The 21,599-nt window shown below is 71.6% G+C and carries 20 protein-coding genes and 1 pseudogene; 12 read left to right on the forward strand and 9 right to left on the reverse strand.

Translation table 11 applies throughout. The features are described 5' to 3' along the window. Positions 1–9 precede the first annotated feature (9 nt). The 5 genes from OG611_RS00430 to OG611_RS00450 all read right to left on the reverse strand — a co-directional run bounded on the left by OG611_RS00430 (position 10) and on the right by OG611_RS00450 (position 5,758). Complete coding sequence (locus tag OG611_RS00430) at positions 10–1,257, reverse strand: styrene monooxygenase/indole monooxygenase family protein (RefSeq protein WP_266414355.1); 1,248 nt, start codon at positions 1,255–1,257, stop codon at positions 10–12. A 74-nt stretch (positions 1,258–1,331) separates the two neighbouring features. Next, positions 1,332–1,982: an ATP/GTP-binding protein gene (locus OG611_RS00435; protein ID WP_266414357.1), complete on the reverse strand. Its 651-nt coding sequence runs from the start codon at positions 1,980–1,982 to the stop codon at positions 1,332–1,334. Beyond that, the gene (locus OG611_RS00440) at positions 1,963–2,376 is read right to left on the reverse strand and encodes a DUF742 domain-containing protein (protein WP_266414359.1); all 414 of its coding nucleotides are present in this window, start codon (positions 2,374–2,376) and stop codon (positions 1,963–1,965) included. Before OG611_RS00440 ends, OG611_RS00435 begins: the two co-directional genes overlap by 20 nt. Next, positions 2,373–2,852, reverse strand: a complete 480-nt coding sequence (locus OG611_RS00445; RefSeq protein WP_266414361.1) for a roadblock/LC7 domain-containing protein — start codon at positions 2,850–2,852, stop codon at positions 2,373–2,375. Before OG611_RS00445 ends, OG611_RS00440 begins: the two co-directional genes overlap by 4 nt. Continuing rightward, the gene (locus OG611_RS00450; RefSeq protein WP_266425401.1) at positions 2,849–5,758 is read right to left on the reverse strand and encodes a nitrate- and nitrite sensing domain-containing protein; all 2,910 of its coding nucleotides are present in this window, start codon (positions 5,756–5,758) and stop codon (positions 2,849–2,851) included. Before OG611_RS00450 ends, OG611_RS00445 begins: the two co-directional genes overlap by 4 nt. 365 nt (positions 5,759–6,123) lie before the next feature. Here OG611_RS00450 and OG611_RS00455 point away from each other — a divergent pair, with 365 nt between their 5' ends. Continuing rightward, positions 6,124–6,909, forward strand: coding sequence for a protein phosphatase 2C domain-containing protein (locus OG611_RS00455; protein ID WP_266414363.1), 786 nt, complete (start codon positions 6,124–6,126; stop codon positions 6,907–6,909). Between the two features lie 28 nt (positions 6,910–6,937). On the opposite strand, the gene OG611_RS00460 is transcribed toward OG611_RS00455, so the two are convergent. Beyond that, positions 6,938–7,420 carry a MarR family winged helix-turn-helix transcriptional regulator gene (locus tag OG611_RS00460; protein ID WP_266414365.1) on the reverse strand — a complete coding sequence of 161 codons (483 nt, stop codon included), beginning with the start codon at positions 7,418–7,420 and terminating at the stop codon, positions 6,938–6,940. Positions 7,421–7,661: 241 nt separating this feature from the next. Between OG611_RS00460 and OG611_RS00465 the strand changes: the two genes are divergently transcribed. Together OG611_RS00465 and OG611_RS00470 are read left to right on the forward strand one after the other, a co-directional pair. Further along, positions 7,662–8,516 (forward strand): lysozyme, encoded by an 855-nt coding sequence (locus OG611_RS00465; protein ID WP_266414367.1) that lies wholly within the window; start codon positions 7,662–7,664, stop codon positions 8,514–8,516. Positions 8,517–8,718: 202 nt separating this feature from the next. Then, positions 8,719–9,477 carry a polysaccharide deacetylase family protein gene (locus OG611_RS00470; protein ID WP_266425404.1) on the forward strand — a complete coding sequence of 253 codons (759 nt, stop codon included), beginning with the start codon at positions 8,719–8,721 and terminating at the stop codon, positions 9,475–9,477. Between the two features lie 37 nt (positions 9,478–9,514). Here OG611_RS00470 and OG611_RS00475 read toward each other — a convergent pair. Both OG611_RS00475 and lon read right to left on the reverse strand, forming a co-directional pair. Next, positions 9,515–9,694, reverse strand: a pseudogene (locus OG611_RS00475) (hypothetical protein); the annotation flags it as partial. Positions 9,695–9,784: 90 nt separating this feature from the next. Continuing rightward, the gene (gene lon, locus OG611_RS00480) at positions 9,785–12,217 is read right to left on the reverse strand and encodes an endopeptidase La (protein ID WP_266414370.1); all 2,433 of its coding nucleotides are present in this window, start codon (positions 12,215–12,217) and stop codon (positions 9,785–9,787) included. A gap of 812 nt (positions 12,218–13,029) precedes the next feature. Between lon and OG611_RS40575 the strand changes: the two genes are divergently transcribed. Further along, entirely contained in the window at positions 13,030–13,248 is a 219-nt protein-coding gene (locus OG611_RS40575; RefSeq protein WP_323180062.1) for a hypothetical protein, read from the forward strand. Here the strand turns inward: OG611_RS40575 and OG611_RS00490 are convergent. After that, entirely contained in the window at positions 13,175–13,990 is an 816-nt protein-coding gene (locus OG611_RS00490; protein WP_266414372.1) for a rhomboid-like protein, read from the reverse strand. The genes OG611_RS40575 and OG611_RS00490 overlap by 74 nt on opposite strands. A 135-nt stretch (positions 13,991–14,125) precedes the next feature. Here OG611_RS00490 and OG611_RS00495 point away from each other — a divergent pair, with 135 nt between their 5' ends. The 8 genes from OG611_RS00495 (at position 14,126) to OG611_RS00530 (ending at position 21,381) form a co-directional block, all read left to right on the forward strand. After that, the gene (locus OG611_RS00495) at positions 14,126–14,731 is read left to right on the forward strand and encodes an RNA polymerase sigma factor (RefSeq protein WP_266414374.1); all 606 of its coding nucleotides are present in this window, start codon (positions 14,126–14,128) and stop codon (positions 14,729–14,731) included. Continuing rightward, positions 14,728–15,765 carry a zf-HC2 domain-containing protein gene (locus tag OG611_RS00500; RefSeq protein ID WP_266414377.1) on the forward strand — a complete coding sequence of 346 codons (1,038 nt, stop codon included), beginning with the start codon at positions 14,728–14,730 and terminating at the stop codon, positions 15,763–15,765. Before OG611_RS00495 ends, OG611_RS00500 begins: the two co-directional genes overlap by 4 nt. A gap of 10 nt (positions 15,766–15,775) precedes the next feature. Next, positions 15,776–16,579 (forward strand): ABC transporter ATP-binding protein, encoded by an 804-nt coding sequence (locus OG611_RS00505; protein ID WP_266414379.1) that lies wholly within the window; start codon positions 15,776–15,778, stop codon positions 16,577–16,579. Further along, a complete protein-coding gene (locus tag OG611_RS00510; RefSeq protein ID WP_266414381.1) occupies positions 16,576–17,922 on the forward strand; it encodes a hypothetical protein in 1,347 nt (448 codons plus the stop codon). The genes OG611_RS00505 and OG611_RS00510 overlap by 4 nt, the downstream gene beginning before the upstream one ends. Then, a complete protein-coding gene (locus OG611_RS00515; protein ID WP_266414382.1) occupies positions 17,919–18,542 on the forward strand; it encodes a hypothetical protein in 624 nt (207 codons plus the stop codon). The genes OG611_RS00510 and OG611_RS00515 overlap by 4 nt, the downstream gene beginning before the upstream one ends. A 112-nt stretch (positions 18,543–18,654) precedes the next feature. Next, positions 18,655–19,347 (forward strand): spermidine synthase, encoded by a 693-nt coding sequence (locus OG611_RS00520; RefSeq protein ID WP_266414384.1) that lies wholly within the window; start codon positions 18,655–18,657, stop codon positions 19,345–19,347. Between the two features lie 223 nt (positions 19,348–19,570). Further along, a complete protein-coding gene (locus OG611_RS00525) occupies positions 19,571–20,308 on the forward strand; it encodes a response regulator transcription factor (protein WP_056794186.1) in 738 nt (245 codons plus the stop codon). Continuing rightward, the gene (locus OG611_RS00530; RefSeq protein ID WP_266414390.1) at positions 20,305–21,381 is read left to right on the forward strand and encodes an ATP-binding protein; all 1,077 of its coding nucleotides are present in this window, start codon (positions 20,305–20,307) and stop codon (positions 21,379–21,381) included. The genes OG611_RS00525 and OG611_RS00530 overlap by 4 nt, the downstream gene beginning before the upstream one ends. The last annotated feature ends 218 nt before the right edge of the window (positions 21,382–21,599 follow it).

Consider the following 21,599-nt stretch of genomic DNA (forward strand, 5'->3'; position numbering starts at 1 on the left):
TGTCGTCGGTCAGGCGGTCTGCGCCGCCCCCGAGACCTCGGCCAGGTACGCGTTGGTCTTCTCCGGGTCGAAGAAGAAGTTGTCGAAGTCCGCCGGGTTGTTGAAGCCGTTGGCGAAGCGGTTGGCGACCGGCTGGAGCTGGCCGGCGGCGCCGATCAGGTTCAGTACGTGCTCCGGCGGTACGCCGAGCATCGCGTTGGTCCACTTCACGACGTGCTGCGCGGTGTCCCAGTAACGGTCGAACGTGGCCTGCATCCACTCCGCGTCGAACTCCCGGTCGCCGTGCTCGATGATCGAGTCCAGGTAGGCGTTGGCGCACTTGGAGGCCGAGTTGGAGCCCTGGCCGGTGATCGGGTCGTTGGCGACGACGACATCCGCGACGCCGAGCACCAGACCGCCGCCGGGCAGCCGGCCGATCGGCTTGCGGACGGTCGGAGCGTAGCGGCCCGCCAGGGTGCCGTTGGCGTCGGTCAGTTCGACCTTGGTGGCGCGGGCGTACTCCCACGGCGTGAACCGCTCCATGAGCTCCAGCGTCTTCGCCAGGTGCTCGGAGGGGTCCTTGATGCCCTGGAACACGTCGAGCGGGCCGCCCGGGACGCCCTCCCAGAACAGGATGTCGGCGCGGCCGGACGTGGTCAGGGTCGGCATCACGAAGAGCTCGCCGACACCGGGGACCAGGTTGCAGCGGACCGCGTCGAAGTCGGGGTGCTCCGGGCGCGGGCCCATGCCGTGGACGTACGCCACGGCCAGGGCGCGCTGCGGGGCGTCGAACGGCGAACGGGAGGCGTCCCGGCCGAACATGGAGACCAGCTCGCCCTTGCCCGCGGAGACCATCACCAGGTCGTAGGTGCGGGAGAAGTAGTCCAGGTCGGAGACGGCCGCGCCGTGGATGACGAGTTGTCCGCCGCGCTGGGCGAAGGTCTCCATCCAGCCGGCCATCTTCACGCGCTGGTCGACGGACTGGGCGATGCCGTCCAGCTTGCCGACCCAGTCGACGGCGCGCGAGGAGTCCGGCGCGGCGACCGAGACACCGAGGCCCTCGATGCGCGGGGCCTGGGACTCCCAGAAGTTGAGCTGGTAGTCACGCTCGTGCTGGAGCGCCGTGTGGAACATGCACTGCGTCGACATGACCCGGCCGGAGCGGATCTCGTCGGCCGTGCGGTTGGACATCAGGGTGACTTCGTACCCGCGGGACTGCAGTCCGAGGGCCAGCTGGAGTCCGGACTGGCCGGCTCCGACTATGAGTATCTTCCGCATCGCGGTTCTCCGTTGTGTGTAGCTGGGTCGTGTCGTCGGACGTCGCGCGGCAGCCGGCGGTCCGACGACACGGCCTAGGCCGGGGTGGCATCGAGAGCGTGGCCCACCAGGGCCAGCAGCGACTCGATGACGGTGATCTTGTTGCGCGCGTCCATGATCACAACAGGCACGTGCGGCGGGACCGTCAGGGCCTCCCGTACGTCCTCGGCCTCGAACCCGGGGGTTCCCTCGAAGTGGTTGACGGCGACGATGTACGGCAGCCCGCAGCTCTCGAAGTAGTCGAGGGCGGGGAAGCAGTCGGCGAGCCGACGGGTGTCTGCCATCACGACCGCGCCGATCGCGCCGCGCACCAGGTCGTCCCACATGAACCAGAAGCGCTGCTGGCCCGGTGTGCCGAACACGTACAGCACGAGGTCGTCGTCGAGCGTGATCCGGCCGAAGTCCATCGCGACGGTCGTGGTGACCTTGTCGGGCGTCGCGGAGAGATCATCGGTCTCCTCGCTGGCCTGGGTCATCATCGCTTCGGTCTTCAGCGGGGTGATCTCGGAGACCGACCCGACGAAGGTCGTCTTGCCCACGCCGAACCCGCCCGCGACCACGATCTTCGTGGCGATGGGGGCCCTGGTGTGGTCCAACTGCCAGGCCTGGAGCGATTCCTCGGCCTGGTCCCTGGCGCCCGGCTGCCGCGGGGCGAAGAGCGGCGACTCAGAGACGGCGGAGTCCATTGAGCACCCTTTCGAGCAGTGCGCGGTCGGGCTGGCCGGTGCCGTGACCGGTCCCGTACACGCGGATCTTTCCCTGGTCGGCCAAGTCGCTGAGCAGCACCCGGACCACGCCGAGCGGCATCTTCAACAGGGCCGAGATCTCCGCGACCGTACGCATCCGGCGGCAGATTTCGACGATGGCCTGGAGTTCCGGCATGACGCGGCCGGCCAGGTTGCCGTTGGTCAGCTCCCGGCGCTCCTCGGGCGCTTCGAGCGCGGCGACGAATGTCTCGACGAGCAGGACGTGACCGAAGCGGGTGCGTCCGCCGGTGAGCGAGTACGGGCGGACCCGCGCGGGCCTTCGGTCGGACCCGCGGACGGGGAGCCTGCGGGCGGGTTCAGCAGCGGGCTTCACTGGGTGCTCTCCATCGATTTGCGCAGTTCACTGCGGAGTTCGGGGGTGAGTACATGTCCGGCCCGGCCGACGAAGAGCGCCATGTGGTAGGCGATGACGCTCATGTCGCAGTCCGGGGTGGCGTGCACACCGAGCAGCGAGCCGTCGCTGATCGACATGACGAAGACACTGCCTTCGTCCATGGCGACCATCGTCTGCTTGACGCCGCCGCCGTCCATCAGCTTGGCGGCGCCGATGGTGAGGCTGCCGATGCCGGAAACAATGGTCGCCAGGTCGGCGCTGGAGCCCTTGGGGCCGTCCTGCCCGCCGGTGCTCCGGGCGACCAGATGGCCGGGGTCGGAGGAGAGCAGCATCAGTCCGTCGGACGAGACGACGGTGACCGAGTGGACCCCTGGCACCTCCTCCACCAGATTGCTCAGCAACCAGTGAAGGTTACGGGCCTCGGTACTCAGCCCGAATGTGCTGGGCGCAGTCAACTGCGTGCCTCCTCGACTGTGTCCCCCGTCTCATCCGTCTGATCGGTACGTACGGGGTGTCCACCTGGTCCGGTGGCTCCCGGGAGGGACTGCGTGGCCGTGATCTCGGCGATCTCCGCCTCGACGTCCCGGCGGCCTTCCTTCGCGCCCTGGTGGAAGCCGCCGAGCCGACGGCGCAGCGCCTCCTTGTCCAGACTGCCCTTGCGCTCGGTGGTGGGTGCAGCGGTGGGCTTGACGACCTTGGGGGTGCGCTTGGGCAGCCCCTTGTCCGTGATGCGTTCGGCCTGCTGCGACTGCTGTTCCGGCTGCCGGGGGCCGGGCAGTGCGTCGGCCACGGGTGTGGGGGCCGGGGCAGGAGCGGGCGCCGGGGCGGCGGTGTACGGCTCCGGGGTCTCGTCCGCGACGTGCTCGTGGCGGTCGGGGCCGATGGCGTACGGGTCGGGCACCCTGATCTCGGGTGTGTCCGCGAACTCCGGCACCACCGGGAGCCGGACCTGCATCGTGACCTCGGACTCCGCCTCGACCGGAACCTCCGTCGCGGCCGGGGCCTCCGTCCGGGCCGGGGCGGGCCCGGGGGTGGCGGCGGGCGCAGGGGTGGCGGCGGGTGCCGGCTCGGCGCCCGCCTCGCGGATCGTCTGCTCGGCGGCGGCGATCAGCGGGTCCCCGGGCAGGCCGAGCGTACGGCCCGACAGTGCGTTGGAGTTGGCCTCGGCGACCGATCCCGGCAGGTTCAGCGCGGGCGCCTCCCCGGGGACCTGCACCGGCGGCGGGGTGGCGGCCGGGGGCGCCTTCGGCAGCAGGGCCTGGGGCAGGACGACGACCGCGGTGACCCCGCTGCCCTTGTGGTCGCGCAGCTGGACCCGTACGCCGTGGCGCGCCGCCAGCAGGGAGGTGACCTGGAGGCCGAGACCGGCCCCGGACGCCCCCTTTTCGTCCGGCTCGCCCGAATCGAACAGAGTGGGGTCGCCCAGCCGGCTGTTGAGCTCGCCCATCCGCACCGGCGACATCCCGATGCCCTCGTCCTGCACGGAGAGCATCACCTCGCCGCTCTCCAGCAGCCAGCCGGAGAGCTGGACGTGGGAGTCCGGCGGCGAGAAGGAGGTCGCGTTCTCCAGGAGTTCGGCGACGAGGTGGCTGAGGTCGTCGGCGGCGAAGCCGGCGATCTGGGCGTGCGGCGGCAGGGACTGGATGGTGACCCGCTCGTACCGCTCGATCTCCGACACGGCGGCGCGCAACACGTCGACCAGCGGGATCGGTCCCGCGTGCCCGTGGCCGTGCTCGGCGCCCGCGAGGACCAGCATGTTCTCGCTGTGCCTGCGCATGACGGTGGCCATGTGGTCGAGCTTGAAGAGGGTGGCGAGCCGCTCCGGGTCGTGCTCCCGCTCCTCCAGGCTCTCGATGACCCCGAGCTGGCGCTCGACGAGGCCGAGGGTGCGCAGCGAGAGGTTGACGAAGGTGTGGTGGACCGTGTTCTTCAGCCGCTCCAGCTGGGCGGTGAGGTCGGAGGCCAGGACCTGGAGCTCGGCGCGCTGGACGGTGAGGGCCTCGCGCCCGGCGATCAGCTCGCCGCGCTCGGTCTGCAGGCTCTCGAAGCGGCCGTTGAACTCGTGGAGGAGCCCCTGGAGCTTGCCGTGCAGGCTGTTGAGGGACCGTACGACCTGGGCGAACTCGTCGTTGCGACCGGTGTAGCGGATCGGCTCGGCGGTGTCGGGCTCCGAGGCGAGGCGGGCGGCGCCGATCCGCAGGACGGCGAGTGGCTGGGTGAGGGTGCGGGCCACGGCGGTGGAGACGCCGACGGCGATCAGCAGACAGCCGCCGAGCAGCGCGATGCGCAGTTCGAGCGCGGTGACGTCGTCGTCGCGCAACTGCTCCAGGCGCTGGATCTGTTCGGTGCCGAGGGCCGACTCGACGCTCCGCATCCGGTCGATCCGGGCGGAGAACGCCGCCTCGACCTTCTTGCGGTTGGTCTGCTGGTCGGAGTCCGACAGCTCGGGGCGGTCGGTGAGGGAGTTGAGGTACTTCTCCGCGCTGTTGACCTCGGGACCGGTGACGGTGGACGACAGCTTGTCGCGGGCGGTGGCGCCCGCGGCCTGGTCGAAGTCGGCGAGCGAGCCGAGTTCGCGGACTCGGGCCTGCTGGGCGGCGGCGCTCAGCTCGTCACGGGTGCGGTCGTCCTTGTCGCTGCCGCTGTCCTGGGGCTGCGTCGGGAGCCCGGTCAGCGGGTCGGTCTGCGGGACCGTGTCCTTGCGGGGCACCGAGAGCGCGGCGATCAGCAGACCGCGGGTGGCGGAGGCCTGCTCGGTGGCCTGCCCGAGGGCGAGCGGGGCGCGGGTGGCCTCGGCCGCGCGCGGCGGGGTCTTCTCGGCGAGTTCGTCGGCGAGGTCGTGGAGCTTGGCGATGACCTCGGAGTAGGCCTGGTGGGCCTCCAGTGCCGTGCCCTTGCCGCTGAGCGCGTCGCGGCGCAGGGAGGGGATGGTGGAGAGGTCGCGGCGCAGTGCCTCCGGGGCCGTGCCCCTGATCTCGTCGACCTGCTGGTCGACGCGGGCGCTGCGGCCGCGGGAGTCGTCCTTGCCGTCCGTCGCGCCGGACTTCCCGTCACGTCCGGCGGCGATCCGGGCGGTGACCTCGTCGCGCTCGTCCGCGAGGGCGTGGGCGAGGGCGAGGGCCTGCTGGTTCAGCTCGGCGAGGGTGACCAGCCGTTGCGATTCGTTCAGTTCGGAGGAGGCGGCGAGGATCGCGGGCGTACCCGCGGCGATGACGGTGATACCGACGACCGCGACACCGGCGACCAGCCGGCTCCGTACGCGCACGGTGCGCCGGGCGCCCTCGCTCTCGGCAGGTGCCGGTGGCGTCGCCCCGGAACCGCGCTGCTTGCTGCCCTTGCTCCGAGGCCGCTTCTTCTGCACCGGTGCTCGCAATCTTGACTCGTCCGCCCTTGAAGCAGAGGTGACGCACGGTCACATGTAACGAGCGCCCCGACCCCTGGTACGGCTTCCGACCATTCCAGTGCTTTTGAGAGGGGGGCGCGCATCAACCACTCCGCCACCTGAACGAGTGAACAACACTCCAGAGTTGGCGAACAAGTTTGCCCCGGGGGGCCTTCGGCCACACCTGGTCCTTCGGCTGGAACTTCCGCGCAGGCTTTGGCAGGATGCCCGCCCGCACGCCCCACGGAGTCATTCCTTCCGCTCCGGGCACTCGCCTGACCTGCTGGTGCAGGCCAATCCCGGGCGGGTGCAGGGCTCGTGAAGGCGTCGTGCAGACTGGCCGCATGCGCATCGAACTGGCCACCGCCCCCGGCAGCCCGGAACGCCCGAACGAGGACTGGGCCGCCACCGCGCTTCCCGCTTCCGGCCAGGGCGGGGCGCTGATCCTGCTCGACGGAGTGACCCCGCCCCGGGGGGACGACGGTTGTGTGCACTCGGTCCCCTGGTTCACCGCCCGACTGGGCGGCGCACTGGTCGAACTGTCCGGTTCGCGGCGGGATCTGACTCTTCAGGAGATCCTGGCAGTGTCCATCCGGCGCACCGCCGACACGCACCGTTCCCTGTGTGACCTTTCTCACGTACGCACACCTCAGGCCACGGTCGTCATGGCGCGCTGGGACGACCGCGAGGTCGAACACCTGGTGCTCTCCGATTCCGTACTGCTGTTCGAGGCGCACGACGGAAGTGTGCGCCCCCTGCTCGACGACCGGCTCGACCGGCTGCCGCCCGGCTCGCTGAGCACCGAGGCGATCACCGACGCCCGGGTGCGGAACAAGGAGGGCGGCTTCTTCACCGCCGCCGCCGACCCCTCCGTGGCGGCCCGCGCGGTCACCGGGCGCACCCCGCTCGACCAGGTGCGGTCCATCGCCGCACTGACCGACGGGGCGGCCCGCTGGACCGAGATGTTCCGCGAGGGCGACTGGGCGGACTGCCTCGGCGTTCTCCGCAAGGAAGGGACGCAGGCGCTGATCGACCGGGTCAGGGCCCTGGAGGACGCGGACACCGGACGCGTGCGTCTGCGCCGCAGCAAGACCCACGACGACGCGACGGCGGTCCACGCGGTGCTGTGACGGCACACCGGGAGGTCGGCCCGGCGCGTCAGTCCTCGGCTCGGGCGTTCAAGTGGTGCAGCAGCCTGGCCAGTTCGGCCACCTCGGCCCGGTCCCAGTCGTCGAGCTTGCGGACATAGCGCTCACGGCGGGCGTCACGCACACTGCGGTAGCGGGCCAGCCCCTCGACGGTGAGGTGGACGAGGAAGGCCCGGCCGTCGGCCGGATCGGGTTCACGAGCCACCAGTCCGAGGCCTTCCAGGGCGCGCAGTTGACGGCTCATGGTCGCCTTGCCCACCCCGAAGTAGGCCGCGAGATCGGTGGCCCGCTGCTGCCCGGCCGACTCCAACCGGACGAGCAGTCCGTACGCGGCGGCCTCCAGCTCCGGGTGGACCTCGCGCGCCATCTCCCCCGAGTTGGCACGTGCCCGGCGCAGAAAGACGGCCAACTCCCGCTCCAGGGCAAGGAATGCGTGGTCCACACCACTCCCCCCGGTCGCGCCGGGTTCACTACCGCTTTCGCTCCCGCGCACGTCAACACCCCTCGTGAGCTTTCCTGTCGCTGAGAATTTCTTTCGCCGCCGGTCATCGCCGCAGCTCCGCCAGTATTTCGTAGGCGTAGACCAACGGCAGCGACCAGGCCCCCTTCCGCAGCACGGGTCTACGTGCGTAGCGTCATGCATGGCATGTTCACACCATTTCATGTCACAGGGGTGCGCCCGGCGCCCCTGGGATCAGCACGTCCCCCCCACCACGTCCTCGGAGGCATTCCCCATGCCGGTGCTCAGATCCACTTCCAAGGCGTCCCGCCGCTCGCGCTTCGCGGCGGCCGGAACCCTGCTCGCAGCCCTCTCCCTCCTGCTCACCCTGCCCGGCGCGGCGAGCGCCGCCGGCACCCATGACTCGGCCGCCACCAAGAAGCCCGCCCGCGGCACGGCCACGATGGGCATGGGCGTCGTCGCCCACGACGGCCAGGGCGGACTGCCGCGGGACACCCGCGCCGTCCAGACCGAAGGCGTGGACGTCTCCGGCCACCAGGGCAACGTCAACTGGTCGACGCTCTGGAACAGCGGCGTGAAGTGGGCCTACACCAAGGCCACCGAGGGCACGTACTACACGAACGAGTATTTCGCGCAGCAGTACAACGGCTCGTACAACGTCGGCATGATCCGCGGCGCGTACCACTTCGCCACCCCGAACACCACGAGCGGCGCCGTCCAGGCCAACTACTTCGTGGACCACGGGGGCGGCTGGTCGCGGGACGGCAAGACACTGCCCGGCGTGCTCGACATCGAGTGGAACCCGTACGGCGACCAGTGCTTCGGCAAGACCGCGGCCGGCATGGTCTCCTGGATCCGCGACTTCGTGAACACGTACAAGGCGCGCACCGGACGCGACGCGGTCATCTACACCGCCACCAGCTGGTGGAAGACCTGCACCGGGAACAACGCGGGCTTCGGCGCCACCAACCCGCTGTGGGTGGCCCGCTACGACTCCACGGTCGGCGAACTCCCGGCCGGCTGGGGCTTCTACACGATATGGCAGTACACCTCGTCCGGCCCCACCGTCGGCGACCACGACCGCTTCAACGGCGCCCTCGACCGCGTCCAGGCCCTCGCCAACGGCTGAGCCAGCCTGCCGCACCGCTTCACCCAGCAGAGCCCCGGTGATCCACCGGGGCTCTTCGCTTTCACCCCTCCGACCAGGGATTTCGCCCTCCGGGGCGGCAGCGGACCCCCTACGCATTCGACCTATACACGCTATGTATAGTCCTTCTCTGCCGCACACCGCGCGCCCTGTTTCAGCCACGGAGGAGTGACCCGCCTTGTCCATGAAGACGAAGTCGATCGGTACAGGGTTGGCCGCCGCCCTTGTGACGGCGCTCACCCTGACGCTGAGCGGCTGCTCCATGCAGACCACCGCGCCGGCCTCGGCGCGTGGTGACGCGGGCTCCGACGCCAAGGGTTCCTTCGGCCCGGCGGACTGCCGCAAGGCGAAGTGCATAGCGCTGACCTTCGACGCGGGACCGGGCGAGGACACCCCGCACCTGCTGGACATCCTGAAGGAGAAGAAGGTGCACGCGACCTTCTTCCTGCTGGGCAAGAACCACGTCAAGAAGCACCCCGACACCGTGCGCAGGATCGCCGCCGAGGGGCACGAGGTGGCCAACCACACGTGGACCCACCAGGTCCTGACGGACCGCAAGCCGGCCGAGATACGCGCCGAGCTGGCGAAGACGCAGGACGCGATAGCGGAGATCACCGGCAAGAAGCCGCGCCTCATGCGCCCGCCGCAGGGCCGCACCGACGACACCGTCTCGGACATCAGCAAGGACCTGGGGCTCTCCCAGATCCTGTGGAGCGCCACCGCGAAGGACTACTCCACGACCGACTCGGCGCTGATCAAGAAGCGCATCCTGGACCAGGCGAGCAAGGACGGCGTCATCCTGCTGCACGACATCTACAAGGGCACGGTGCCCGCGGTGCCCGGCATCATCGACGCGCTGAAGAAGCAGGGGTACACCTTCGTCACCGTGCCGCAGCTGATGGCTCCCGCCGAGCCGGTACCCGGGACCATCTACCGCCCCTGAGCCGGCGAGCGGGAGGTCCTGTCGGTCGCCGGGTCCGTCAGCCGCAGTTGCCCGCGGGCCGCTCCCGCGTCACCAGGTCGGTCCAGCCGGTGGTGCCGTCGATCCACACCACCCGCCTGCCGCCGTCGGCCGCCGCGGACAACTGCTCGCCGCGGTTGCAGGAGACCCGCTGGACACGCGATCCGTCCGGGGTCAGCTGCTACAGCTTGGGCAGCGTGACGCGGAACGGCCCGCCCACCCGTTGCCGGGAAGGCGGGCCGTCCGTACCGGTCGCGTACGCGGTGCCACGTCCGTCACGCCGTGGCGGCTACGCCGCGGCCGGGATCCTCTCCTCGGGCCTGGTCGCGGAGGCCGGGGCCAGGGCGATCTCCAGGACCTGGCGGACATCGGTCACCGGGTGGACCTCCAGCGTGTCCAGGACCTCGGCGGGGACGTCGTCCAGGTCGGCCTCGTTCCGCTTCGGGATCACCACGGTGGTGATCCCGGCGCGGTGTGCGGCCAGCAGCTTCTGCTTCAGGCCGCCGATCGGCAGCACCCGTCCGGTCAGCGAGACCTCGCCGGTCATCGCCACGTCCGTGCGGGCCAGCCGTCCGGAGAGCAGCGAGGCCAGCGCCGTCGTCATGGTGATACCGGCGCTCGGGCCGTCCTTCGGGACCGCGCCCGCCGGGAAGTGGATGTGCACGCCGCGGTCCTTCAGGTCCGCGACCGGCAGTTCCAGCTCCGCGCCGTGCGAGCGCAGGAAGCTCAGCGCGATCTGCGCGGACTCCTTCATGACGTCGCCGAGCTGGCCGGTGAGGGTCAGTCCGGACGCCCCGGTCTCCGGGTCGGCCAGCGACGCCTCCACGAACAGCACGTCGCCGCCCGCGCCGGTCACCGCGAGTCCGGTGGCCACACCGGGCACCGAGGTGCGGCGCTCGGCCGGGTCCTGGGCGGACTCGGGGACGTGGTGCGGACGCCCGATCAGACCGCGCAGATCCGCTTCGGTGACCGTGAACGGAAGCTCCCGGTCGCCCAGTTCGTGCTGGGCCGCGACCTTGCGGAGCAGCCGGGCGACGGCCCGCTCCAGGTTCCGTACGCCCGCTTCACGGGTGTACTCGCCGGCCAGCTTGCGCAGCGCGGACTCGTCGAGCGTCACCTCGTCCTTCGCCAGACCGGCCCGCTCCAGCTGGCGCGGGACCAGGTGGTCCCGGGCGATGACGACCTTCTCGTCCTCGGTGTAGCCGTCGAGCCTGACCAGCTCCATGCGGTCGAGCAGGGCCTCCGGGATGGCTTCGAGCACATTGGCTGTGGCCAGGAAGACGACATCGCTGAGGTCGAGCTCGACCTCCAGGTAGTGGTCGCGGAAGGTGTGGTTCTGCGCCGGGTCGAGGACTTCGAGGAGGGCGGCGGCCGGGTCGCCCCGGAAGTCGGAGCCGACCTTGTCGATCTCGTCGAGCAGGACGACCGGGTTCATCGAACCGGCCTCCTTGATGGCTCGGACGATACGTCCCGGCAGGGCGCCGACGTACGTACGCCGGTGGCCGCGGATCTCCGCCTCGTCCCGCACACCGCCGAGCGCGACGCGGACGAACTTGCGGCCCATGGCGTGCGCGACGGATTCCCCGAGCGAGGTCTTGCCCACGCCCGGAGGCCCCACCAGCGCCAGCACGGCACCGCCGCGCCGCCCGCCGACGACCCCCAGGCCGCGGTCGGAGCGCCGCTTGCGGACGGCGAGGTACTCGGTGATGCGCTCCTTCACGTCCTGGAGCCCCGCGTGCTCGGCGTCGAGGATGCGCTGGGCGCCCCGGATGTCGTAGGCGTCCTCGGTCCGCTCGGTCCACGGCAGTTCGAGGACGGTGTCGAGCCAGGTCCTGATCCAGGAGCCCTCGGGGCTCTGGTCGGAGGAGCGCTCCAGCTTGTCGACCTCCTTGAGCGCGGCCTCGCGGACATGCTCGGGAAGGTCGGCGGCCTCGACCCGGGCCCGGTAGTCGTCGGACTCGTCTGCGCCGGAACCAGGACCGCCGTTGAGATCGGAGAGCTCCTTGCGGACGGCTTCGAGCTGGCGCCGCAGCAGGAATTCGCGCTGCTGCTTGTCGACGCCCTCCTGGACGTCCTTGGCGATGGACTCGGCGACGTCCTGCTCGGCGAGGTGTTCACCGAGCCACTGGATGGCGAGCTTCAGCCGGGCGACCGGGTCCGTGGTCTCCAGGAGCTGCACCTTCTGGGCGGTGGTGAGGAAGGGCGAGTAACCGGAATTGTCGGCGAGCGCTGAGATGTCCTCGATCTGCTGGACCCGGTCCACGACCTGCCAGGCGCCGCGCTTCTTCAGCCAGCTGGTGGCGAGCGCCTTGTACTCCTTGACCAGCTCGGCGGCGGCGCCGGGAAGCGGATCGGGAACGACCGTGTCGACCCGTGTCCCCTCCACCCAGAGCGCTCCCCCCGGCCCGCTGGTCCCGGCCCCGATCCGCACCCGGCCCCGGCCGCGGATCAGCGCGCCCGGATCTCCGTCCGAAAGCCGTCCGACCTGCTCGACGGTGCCGATGACACCGGTGCCGGTGTACGTCCCGTCGATCCGCGGCACCAGAAGCACCTCGGGCTTGCCGCCGCCGTCCCGGGCCGCGACCTGTGCGGCCTCCACGGCGGCACGTACATCGGTGTCGGACAGGTCCAGAGGCACCACCATCCCGGGCAGCACGACCTCGTCGTCGAGCGGCAGCACGGGCAGGGCGAGCGGAGTGACCGCATTGGAATCGATAGCCATGATCTCCCCTTCGGCAGTCAAGTTGAGCTATCCAGACTCAATGCTCCTGAGCGGCCTATTGTTCCCCGGGGAGTGTTCGCTGTGAGCGATCGACCGGTCGCGCTCGTGCCCCGACCCCCGATCGCCAGGCCCCGGCCCCCGACCCCGTCCGTCGGGGCGGATAAATCATTCGGCTCGTCACGGAAATGCGGGCACAGTGCCCGCATGGACGACGACAGCGGTGGCCGAGGGCTGAACCAGGACGGGACGATCCGGCGGGACGGCTCGCTGAGCCGGGTGCCCGCGTCGTACGCCCCCGTGGTGGCGGCGGCCCGGTCCCGGATCGCCGAGGCGTTCGACGGCACGCGCCTGCACAGCGCGTACATCTACGGCAGCATTCCGCGCGGCGCGGCCATTCCCGGTGTCTCCGATCTGGATCTGCTGCTGGCCCTGCGCGGCGCGCCCACGGCCGCCGACGAAGTGACGGCCCGCGCCATGGAGGCCGAGCTGGACGCCTCGTTCGACGTGATCGACGGCGTCGGCATCCTGCTGTCCCGCGCCGAGACCCTCACCAGCGAGCTCGAACGCAACGACCTCGGCTTCTTCGTCGCCTGCCTCTGCACCCCGCTGCTGGGCGAGGATCTCGCCGGACAGCTGCCGCTCTATCGTCCGACCCCGCTGCTCGCCCGCGAGACCAACGGGGACCTGTATCTCCTGCTCCCCCGCTGGCGGCGAAGGGCCGCCGAAGCCACCACGGACGCCGAACGCCGATATCTGAGCCGGGGCGTCGCCCGCCGTCTCGTCCGGTCCGGCTTCACCCTGGTCATGCCGCGGTGGCGCGGCTGGACCAGCGACCTGGCCGAGTCCGCCGAGGTGTTCGCCGCTACTACCCGGACCACCCGGAGCGGATCGAGCAGATGCGGCTGGCCGCGCACATCGGCCGCAACCCCTCCGCCGACCCGGCCGTCGTCGCGGTACTCATCGACGATCTGGCCCCCTGGCTGGCGGCCGAGTATCTCGCGGTGCACGGCGAGAAGGCACCACGCCCCTGACCACCGCTCCCTCGACCGCACCGGCCCGGCGCAGCAGCGGCCAGCAGGCCACACCGAGCAGCAGTGCCAGCGGATGGCCCCAGTTGGTGAGCGGGTTGTCCAGATCGAGCAGGTCGCGCACCAGCATCGCGCCCACCCCGCCGAGCATCAGCACCCGCACCAGCGGGGTGAGCAGTCCGGTGAGCGCGCCCACACTCGCCAGCAGCCCGAAGCTGATGCCGTAGTCGAGTCGGTGCAGCGACGACTCCGGCAGATGCCCGACGACCACGGAGAGCCCGACCGGGATCTCCGTGGCGAGCGTCGCCACGACATGACCGAGCAGGAACACCGCGGCGGTCCGCCACCCCCCGATGCGGCGCTCCAGCGCGGTCAGCACGAGAGCGAAGGCGAAGACGTACGGGGAGGTGAGCCCGCCGACGACCCACAGGGCGCTGGCCACCAGGACGAGCAGCGGGGTCTCGCCGAGGTGCGCGACGTCCGTGCTCGATTCGCGCAGCACGGCGGCGACGGTGTCGGGATCGGCGTACTCCATGAAGAGGGACGTGGCGACCAGCACCAGCAGGTACCCGAAGGTGAAGGGGGTACCGGTGGGCGTCGGCAGCAGCCGCAGCCATCGGCGGGCCGTGCGGACCGGAGGCGGCGGGGCAGCGGTGTCGCCCGTGCGGCTCTGGCACGGGATGGCGTCGAGCAGCGGAGCCACGAAGGGTTCTTCGCGAACCGCCCTGTCCGTACGCTGATGCACCGCGTGAGGCCCCTTTCCATCACAAGCCCCCCGAAGCAACGCCCTACCTTCTGTGATCATCCCCCGCGCCGTCTATGGCGTGAACCACAAGCGCCGTCCGTGAACCGGACCGGGTCCGTCGCCCGATAGAGAGGTGTGAAGCTGTTGCGCCCCTCGGGGGAGGACCCGAACGACGACGACGCCCTGCTGCGTGCCGTCGCGCAGGGGGACACGGAAGCCCTGGCGACGCTCTACGACCGGCACGCCGGCTGGCTGCTGGCCCGGCTGGGCAGGCGGTGCGCGGATGCCGAGACCGTACGGGAAGTTCTCCAGGACACCTTCGTGACGGTCTGGCGCTCCGCCGGTTCGCACCGCGGTGCCCGGGTCGGCGGCTGGCTGTGGGTGATCGCCTCGCGCCGGCTGGTGGACGCCCAGCGGGTCCACGCCCGTACCGATCTCGCCACCCGGGCCGGGCGGACCGGGAGCAACGAGTGGGCCGCCACCGCGCCGTCCGCCGAGGAGCGGGTGCTCGCCGGGCTGGAGTACGGGGATGTGGGCGCCGCGCTCGACCGGATCTCGCCCGAACTGCGGGAGGTCCTGCGCGCCACGGTCATCGACGGGCTGACGACCCGCGAGACGGCCCGGCTCCTGGGCATACCCGAGGGCACGGTCAAGACCCGGGCGATGCGGGCCAGACGCGAGCTGCGCGCCGCACTGGAGCTGTCGGCCGCGAAGGCCGGACCGCTGGGAGGAACGGCATGACCACGACGGGAGGCGACGGCATGCCCCGCTGGCACGTGAGCGAGGAACTGGCCGGGCGGTACGCCGCCGGTTCGGTGCCGGAGACGGACGCGTGGTCCGTCGAGAAGCACGTGGAGGCGTGCGGGGGATGCGCGGCCCGGATCTCGGCGGCGGTACGGACGCGGCCGGAAGCGGGGGCGGCGCTGGACGCGGTGCGCGCGGAGGTACTGGCCGCGGTGGCGGCGGAGGGGGTACCGGCGAGGGCCTTCCGTTTGGATCAGGCCGAATCAGGCAGCGAGGTACGCGAGCCCGGCATGATCCGAACGAGAGGCCCAGGGGGGCCCGCCCGCAGCGTCCGGCGCGGCTCCCCGGGGGCCGCCCCCCGGTCGGCCCGCACTGTCCGGCACCGCTTCCCCGGGGCCGCGACCCGCGCCGGACGGCTGCTGTGGGCCGCCGGGCCCGCGCTGCGCAGGCCGTGGCTGCTGGCGCTGGTGCTGGTGGCCGTCGGGGCTCTCGCCCTGGCGTACGGGGCCGGGGCCGGGGACACCGTCCGCCCGCTGCTCCTCGTCGTCGCGCCGGTGCTGCCGCTGGCCGGGGTCGCCCTCTCCTACGGCCGGCACGCGGACCCGATGCACGAGATCACCGCCACCACCCCGTCCGGCGGCCTGCCACTGCTGCTGACCAGGACCGCCGCGGTGCTCGCCGTGAGCATCCCGGCGCTCACGCTCGCCGGGGCGGCGCTGCCCCCGTCCGCCGGGTGGCCCGGCGCGGCGGCATGGCTGCTGCCCGGACTCGCGATGACGCTGGCGGCGCTCGCCCTCGGTTCGTACGTCGGCTGCCGTACCGGTGCCACGTCCATCGCCGCGGCCTGGGCCGCCGCCGTCGTCCTTCCCGCCTTCGCCGCGTCGCCCCCGGCGACCGCCGAGGCGACGGCCGAGGCCGCGCGGTACTTCGCGGGGCCCGCCGCACAGGCCGGCTGGGCGGCGGGCGCGCTGGTGTGCGCCGCGCTGCTCGCCGTACGCCGTAGATCCTTCGACCATCTGGAGAAGTTGTGAGCGTGAACGCATGAGCGGTATCGAGGCCGTGAACACGGTCGAGGTCAGGGCGCTGACCGTCCGGCACCGCAGGACGACCGCGCTGGACGCCGTCGATCTGGACTTCGCGCCCGGCGTGCACGGGCTGCTCGGTCCGAACGGGGCGGGCAAGACCTCGCTGATCCGGGTGCTCGCCACCGTCGCCGCGCCCTCCGGCGGCCGGGTGGAACTGCTCGGCAGCGAGGTCGGCTCCGAGTCGGACCATCGCAGCCGGGCGGCGGTCCGGCGCAGGCTCGGCTATCTGCCGCAGGAGTTCGGCTACTACCCGGGCTTCACGGTCCGCGAGTTCGTCTCCTATGTGGCCTGGCTCAAGGAGATGGACGCGGCGGCGGTCCCGGCGGCCGTGGAACGCGCGGTGGACCGGGTGGGTCTGGCGGACCGGATCGACTCACGGGTGAAGACCCTGTCGGGCGGCATGGTGCGGCGCGTCGGCATCGCCCAGGCGATCGTCAACGATCCGGACCTGCTGCTGCTCGACGAGCCCACTGCCGGTCTGGACCCGGAGCAACGGGTCGATTTCCGGGCGCTGATACGGGAGCTGGGCCGCACCACCACCGTGATCGTCTCGACCCACCTGGTCGAGGATGTCGCCGCGGCCTGCACCGATGTCACGCTGATCGAGGCGGGCCGGATCGCGTACCGGGGTACGACGCGGGAGCTGACGGAGCTCGGCGGCACCGCGGACGGCGGAGCGGAGCGGCCGGACGGCAACCCGATCGAGCGCGGCTACACCGCCGCGCTGCGGGCGCACCGGGCGGCGGTGGCGAACCGATGACAGCCTCCGCCACGTCCGTGAAGACCGCGGCCGGGAAGCCCCCGTCCGGGAGGGCCCCGGCCCGCACCGCCCTGCGCAGCACCCTGCGGACCGAACTCCGGCGCGGGATCGCCCCCTGGACCGGTCTCGCCGTCGCGCTCACCCTCCTCGTTCCGCTGTGGAGCAAGGCTGCCCAGTGGCAGGGGAGCTGGGGCGCGACCCAGACCGAACTGCACGCGGCGGCGACGCTGCTCGGCGGCCCGCTCGTCGCAGCGGCCACCTGCTGGCAGGGCGGCCGGGAGCACCGCCGCCGCACCGCCGAACTGCTGCTCTCGGTCCCCCGCAGCCGGCTCGCGCAGGTGATGACGGCCGCGACGCCGATCTTGCTGTGGGCGACGGCCGGGTACCTGCTCGCGCTGGGCCTGGTGTTCGCGGCCACGGCTCCGTACACCGGGGCAGGCGGTCCGTCCCTCTCGGTCGTCGTCACGGATCTCGGTTCCCTGCTGTCCATCGGCTTCGTCGGCTTCGTGGCCGGACGGCTGGTGCGGTGGCGGCTGACCGCCCCGGTGCTCGCGGCCGTTCTCTACGTGCTCCTGGGGGCCCCGAGCTATGTGGAGTCGGACGCCCGGTTCCTGAACCCCGCCGGGCCGTACGCGTTCGAAGGGTCCGTCCCGGTGTGGTGGTTCGCGCCGGCCCTGCTGGCCTGGACGGGCGGCATCGCCGCCACCGCGCTGCTCGCGTACGCCGCCCGGCGGCGCCTGCTGGCCGTCGTACCGCTCGTGCTGGCGGTCGCGGCGGGGGCGGTGATCGCGCCGACGGGCGAGAACCTGTTCCGGGACGATCCGGCCGTGGCGCGCAGGGTCTGCTCGGCACCCGCAGCCGGTACGCCGCAGATCTGTGTGAAGGCGTCCGACGCCCCGGTGCTGCCCAGCGCCTCCGCGGCCCTGGCCGGCATGTTCTCGCGGTTGGAGGGGGTCCCGGGCGCACCGGTCAGATACGTGGACTCGGAGTCCGATCCGAAGGCCGGCGAAGCCGCGCTCGCCCACGTCATGCGCGGCTGGGGCATCACGCGGAACAAGCTGACCGCCCCTCAGACGTACGCCTCGGAAACCGCCCTGACCCTGGTGGACCGCGACTGTCCGGACGGCTTGAGAACGAGCGACCGCAAGGTGGCCGAGCGAGTGCATCTCACGGACGACGCGGTACGCACCTGGCTGGCCGGCGACGACTCCCCGTGGGACCCGGCCGCCCGCCCCCTCGTCACCCGCCTCACGACCATGCCGGACGCCGACCGCAGGGCCTGGCTCGGCCGCTTCCTGGCCACCCTGAAGAGCTGCGAGCCCGCGGAGGTGCCGGCCCTGTGAGCGCTCAGCCGGCCCGCGCCGCTCTCCCCCTCCTCTACCTCCGCTCCCGCGCCCTCCCCCTCACCACCGCCACCCTGGCCTGCGTCGCCCTCGTCGCCGCCTGGGCCGCCCACTGGCTGCAGAGCCAGCCGTACTTCGACCACACCGCCCGTGTCCCGGTCGTCGTACTGGCCCCGCTGCTCGCCTCCTCGGCGATCGGCACCAGCCTGCACTCGCACTCCGACGAGCTGGACCGGACCGCCGTGGGCCGCTGGTGGCCGCGCCGGCTGCTGCATCTGCTGGCGCTGACCGTGCTGACGGCCGGAGTGCTCGCGGCGGCGGTCCCGGGGCACCCGGAGGAGTTCGGCGTACCGGCCATGGTGCGCAACGTGCTCGGCGCGACCGGGGTGGCCGCCGCCTCCGTCGCCCTGCTCGGTGCCCGGCTGAGCTGGCTGCCGATGACGGTCTACGGCGGCGCCGTCTACCTGGCGGCGCCCCGCACCCCGGGCGGCGCGGCGGCGGTGTGGGCGTGGCCGATGCAGCCGGGCCCGCAGGTCGCTGCGTGGGCGGTGGCCGGGGCGGCGTATGTGGCCGGGGCGGTGTTCCTCACGGTGCGTGGCCCGCGCCCGGAGCGCGGGTAGCCCCGGCGGCGGGTGACTCCTCGGCCGGATCCGGCAATCCACTGGCCTCCGGCCGCGCCGACCGGACAGGATGGCGGGGACCCTTGTCCGCCATCCACCGGAGACCCGCACCATGCCCGATATCCACCACCCCGACGCTCTCGCCCCCGTCACGCTCGACCGCCGCGAAGGCCCGCACGGCGAGGTCGTCCTGCGGGAGCGGGGCGACGACTTCGAGATCATCGCCAACGGGTGTTTCCTGATGGACACCTCGGACGGACGCTCCGAGCGGCTGCTGATCGACGCGGCGCTGGCCGCCCTGCCCACCGGCCGGCCGGCCCCGTCGGTGCTCATCGGGGGTCTCGGCGTCGGCTTCTCGCTCGTCCGGGCCGCCGCCGAGCCGCGGTGGGGCCGGATCGTCGTCGCCGAGCGCGAGCAGGCGATCGTGGACTGGCACCTGGAGGGGCCGCTGGCCGCGATCTCCGGTACGGCGCTCGCCGATCCGCGGACCGGGATCCTGACGACGGATCTCGTCGAGTACCTGAGAACGACTACGGACCGTTACGACGCCCTGTGTCTGGACATCGACAACGGGCCGGACTGGACCGTCACCGAGGACAACACGAGCCTCTACTCCCCCGCCGGTCTAGCGGACTGCCGGGAGCGGCTGACACCGGGCGGCGTTCTCGCAGTGTGGTCCGCACAGCCGTCCGCCGACTTCGAACAGGCCCTGCGGAATGCCGGATTCGATGGGGTAAGAACCGAAGAGGTCAATGTTGCCCGAGGTGTGCCCGACGTGGTGCATCTCGCACTTCGGACAGACTGAGATCCCCCATCGGGTATCACCGGCCCCGGAAGCCCGGGGGCCAAGCGTCACAAGACAGACACTCCGCCACTTCCTCGCACCCGAGGCGTTACACCCTGCGTAGCCGAGAGCAGTCCGCTGCCTTTACGCTGCTGACCGGTAACGGGATCACCCACGAAATCCACAAGCGAAGACCGTGCGTCCGGGGGAATGGCCCCCGTGAGAACGGGGCAGGGGCGGGGCGATGGAACAGACACACACCACCCACAACGGCGTCGCGGCCACCCCTGGCGCGCAGCGCCGGGTGCTGGTGGTCGAGGACGACCCCACGATCGTCGATGCCATTTCCGCCCGGCTGCGGGCCGAGGGCTTTCTGGTGCAGACCGCACTCGACGGCCCGGCGGCGGTGGACGCGGCCGAGGCGTGGCAACCCGATCTGATGGTGCTCGACATCATGCTTCCCGGCTTCGACGGCCTGGAGGTCTGCCGCCGCGTGCAGGCCCAGCGGCCGGTGCCGGTGCTGATGCTGACCGCCCGGGACGACGAGACGGACATGCTGGTCGGCCTCGGGGTCGGCGCCGACGACTACATGACCAAGCCGTTCTCGATGCGCGAGCTGGCGGCCCGGGTCCATGTCCTGCTGCGCCGGGTCGAGCGCGCGGCGCTGGCCGCGGTGACGCCGCGCAGCGGGATCCTGCGCCTCGGCGAGCTGGAGATCGATCACGCGCAGCGCCGGGTCAGGGTGCGCGCCGACGACGTCCACCTCACGCCGACCGAGTTCGACCTGCTGGTCTGTCTGGCCAATACGCCGCGTGCGGTGCTCTCCCGGGAGCAGTTGCTGGCCGAGGTCTGGGACTGGGCGGACGCCTCCGGCACCCGTACGGTCGACAGCCACATCAAGGCGCTGCGCCGGAAGATCGGCGCGGAACGGATCCGCACCGTGCACGGTGTGGGCTACGCCCTGGAGACCCCGGCTCCATGACCCGGCCCGGTTCCGGACTGCGTCCTTTCTCGATCAAGGCCAAGATGAGCACGCTCGTCGTGGTCTCGGTCTTCATCACCACCGGCCTGCTGATGGTGGCCGTGCGCACCAGGACCGAGCTGCGGTTCATCACGGTGTTCTCGGTGATCGCGACCCTGCTGATCACCCAGTTCGTGGCGCACGGTCTGACCTCGCCGCTGGACGAGATGACCACCGTGGCCCGGTCCATCTCGCACGGCGACTACACCAGACGGGTGAGCGGCGCCGACCGGCGCGACGAACTCGGCGACCTGGCCCAGACGATCAACCGCATGGCGGACGATCTGGAGGCCGTGGACCGGCATCGCAAGGAGCTGGTGGCGAATGTCTCGCACGAGCTGCGCACACCCATCGCGGCGCTGAGAGCCGTGCTGGAGAACGTCGTGGACGGGGTGTCCTCGGCCGATCCCGAGACGATGCGTACCGCGCTGAAGCAGACCGAGCGGCTCGGCAGGCTGGTGGAGACGCTGCTGGACCTGTCCCGCCTGGACAACGGCGTGGTCACGCTCAAGGCCCGCCGTTTCGAGGTGTGGCCGTATCTGTCGGGCGTGCTGAAGGAGGCGAACCTCGCCGCCTCGCACCGCCGGCTGTCGTCCGGTTCCGGGAACCACATGCGCAAGGACGTGCATCTGCATCTGGACGTGTCGCCGCCCGAGCTGACCGCGCACGCGGACGCGGAACGCCTGCACCAGGTGGTGGCCAATCTGATCGACAACGCCGTCAAGCACAGCCCGCCGCACGGCCGGGTCACCGTGCTGGCCCGGCGCGGGCCCGGACCGGAGTCCCTGACGCTGGAGGTCCTGGACGAGGGGCCGGGCATTCCGGAGTCCGAGCGGTACCGGGTCTTCGAGCGCTTCAACCGCGGCGAGGTGCCCTCCCCGCACGGGCCGGGCAGCGACGGCGGTACGGGCCTGGGCCTGGCGATCGCCCGCTGGGCGGTGGATCTGCACGGCGGACGCATCGGTGTGGCCGAATCCGTTCGCGGCTGCCGCATCCAGGTCACTCTTCCGGGGGTCCCTCAACCGCGAGGTTGACATAGGGTTCGAACCGGAAGGGCACGTTCTACGTGTTCCGTTCAAGGGGGTACGGCCCAAGGGGCCGTAGCCGCGATGCCGCGTACCCAAAGCGAAGCGGAACCGTGCATGTTTCCCGCCAATTCCTGCACCGAAACCCGCCTTCCAATGTGACTTGCGCGACGAAGACCGGCCCGGCCTGCGTGGAACGGCTGGGGAGGCGTAGCCTTGATTTCCGC

This window comes from Streptomyces sp. NBC_01363, from assembly GCF_026340595.1.
In the GTDB taxonomy this organism is placed as follows: Bacteria; Actinomycetota; Actinomycetes; order Streptomycetales; family Streptomycetaceae; genus Streptomyces.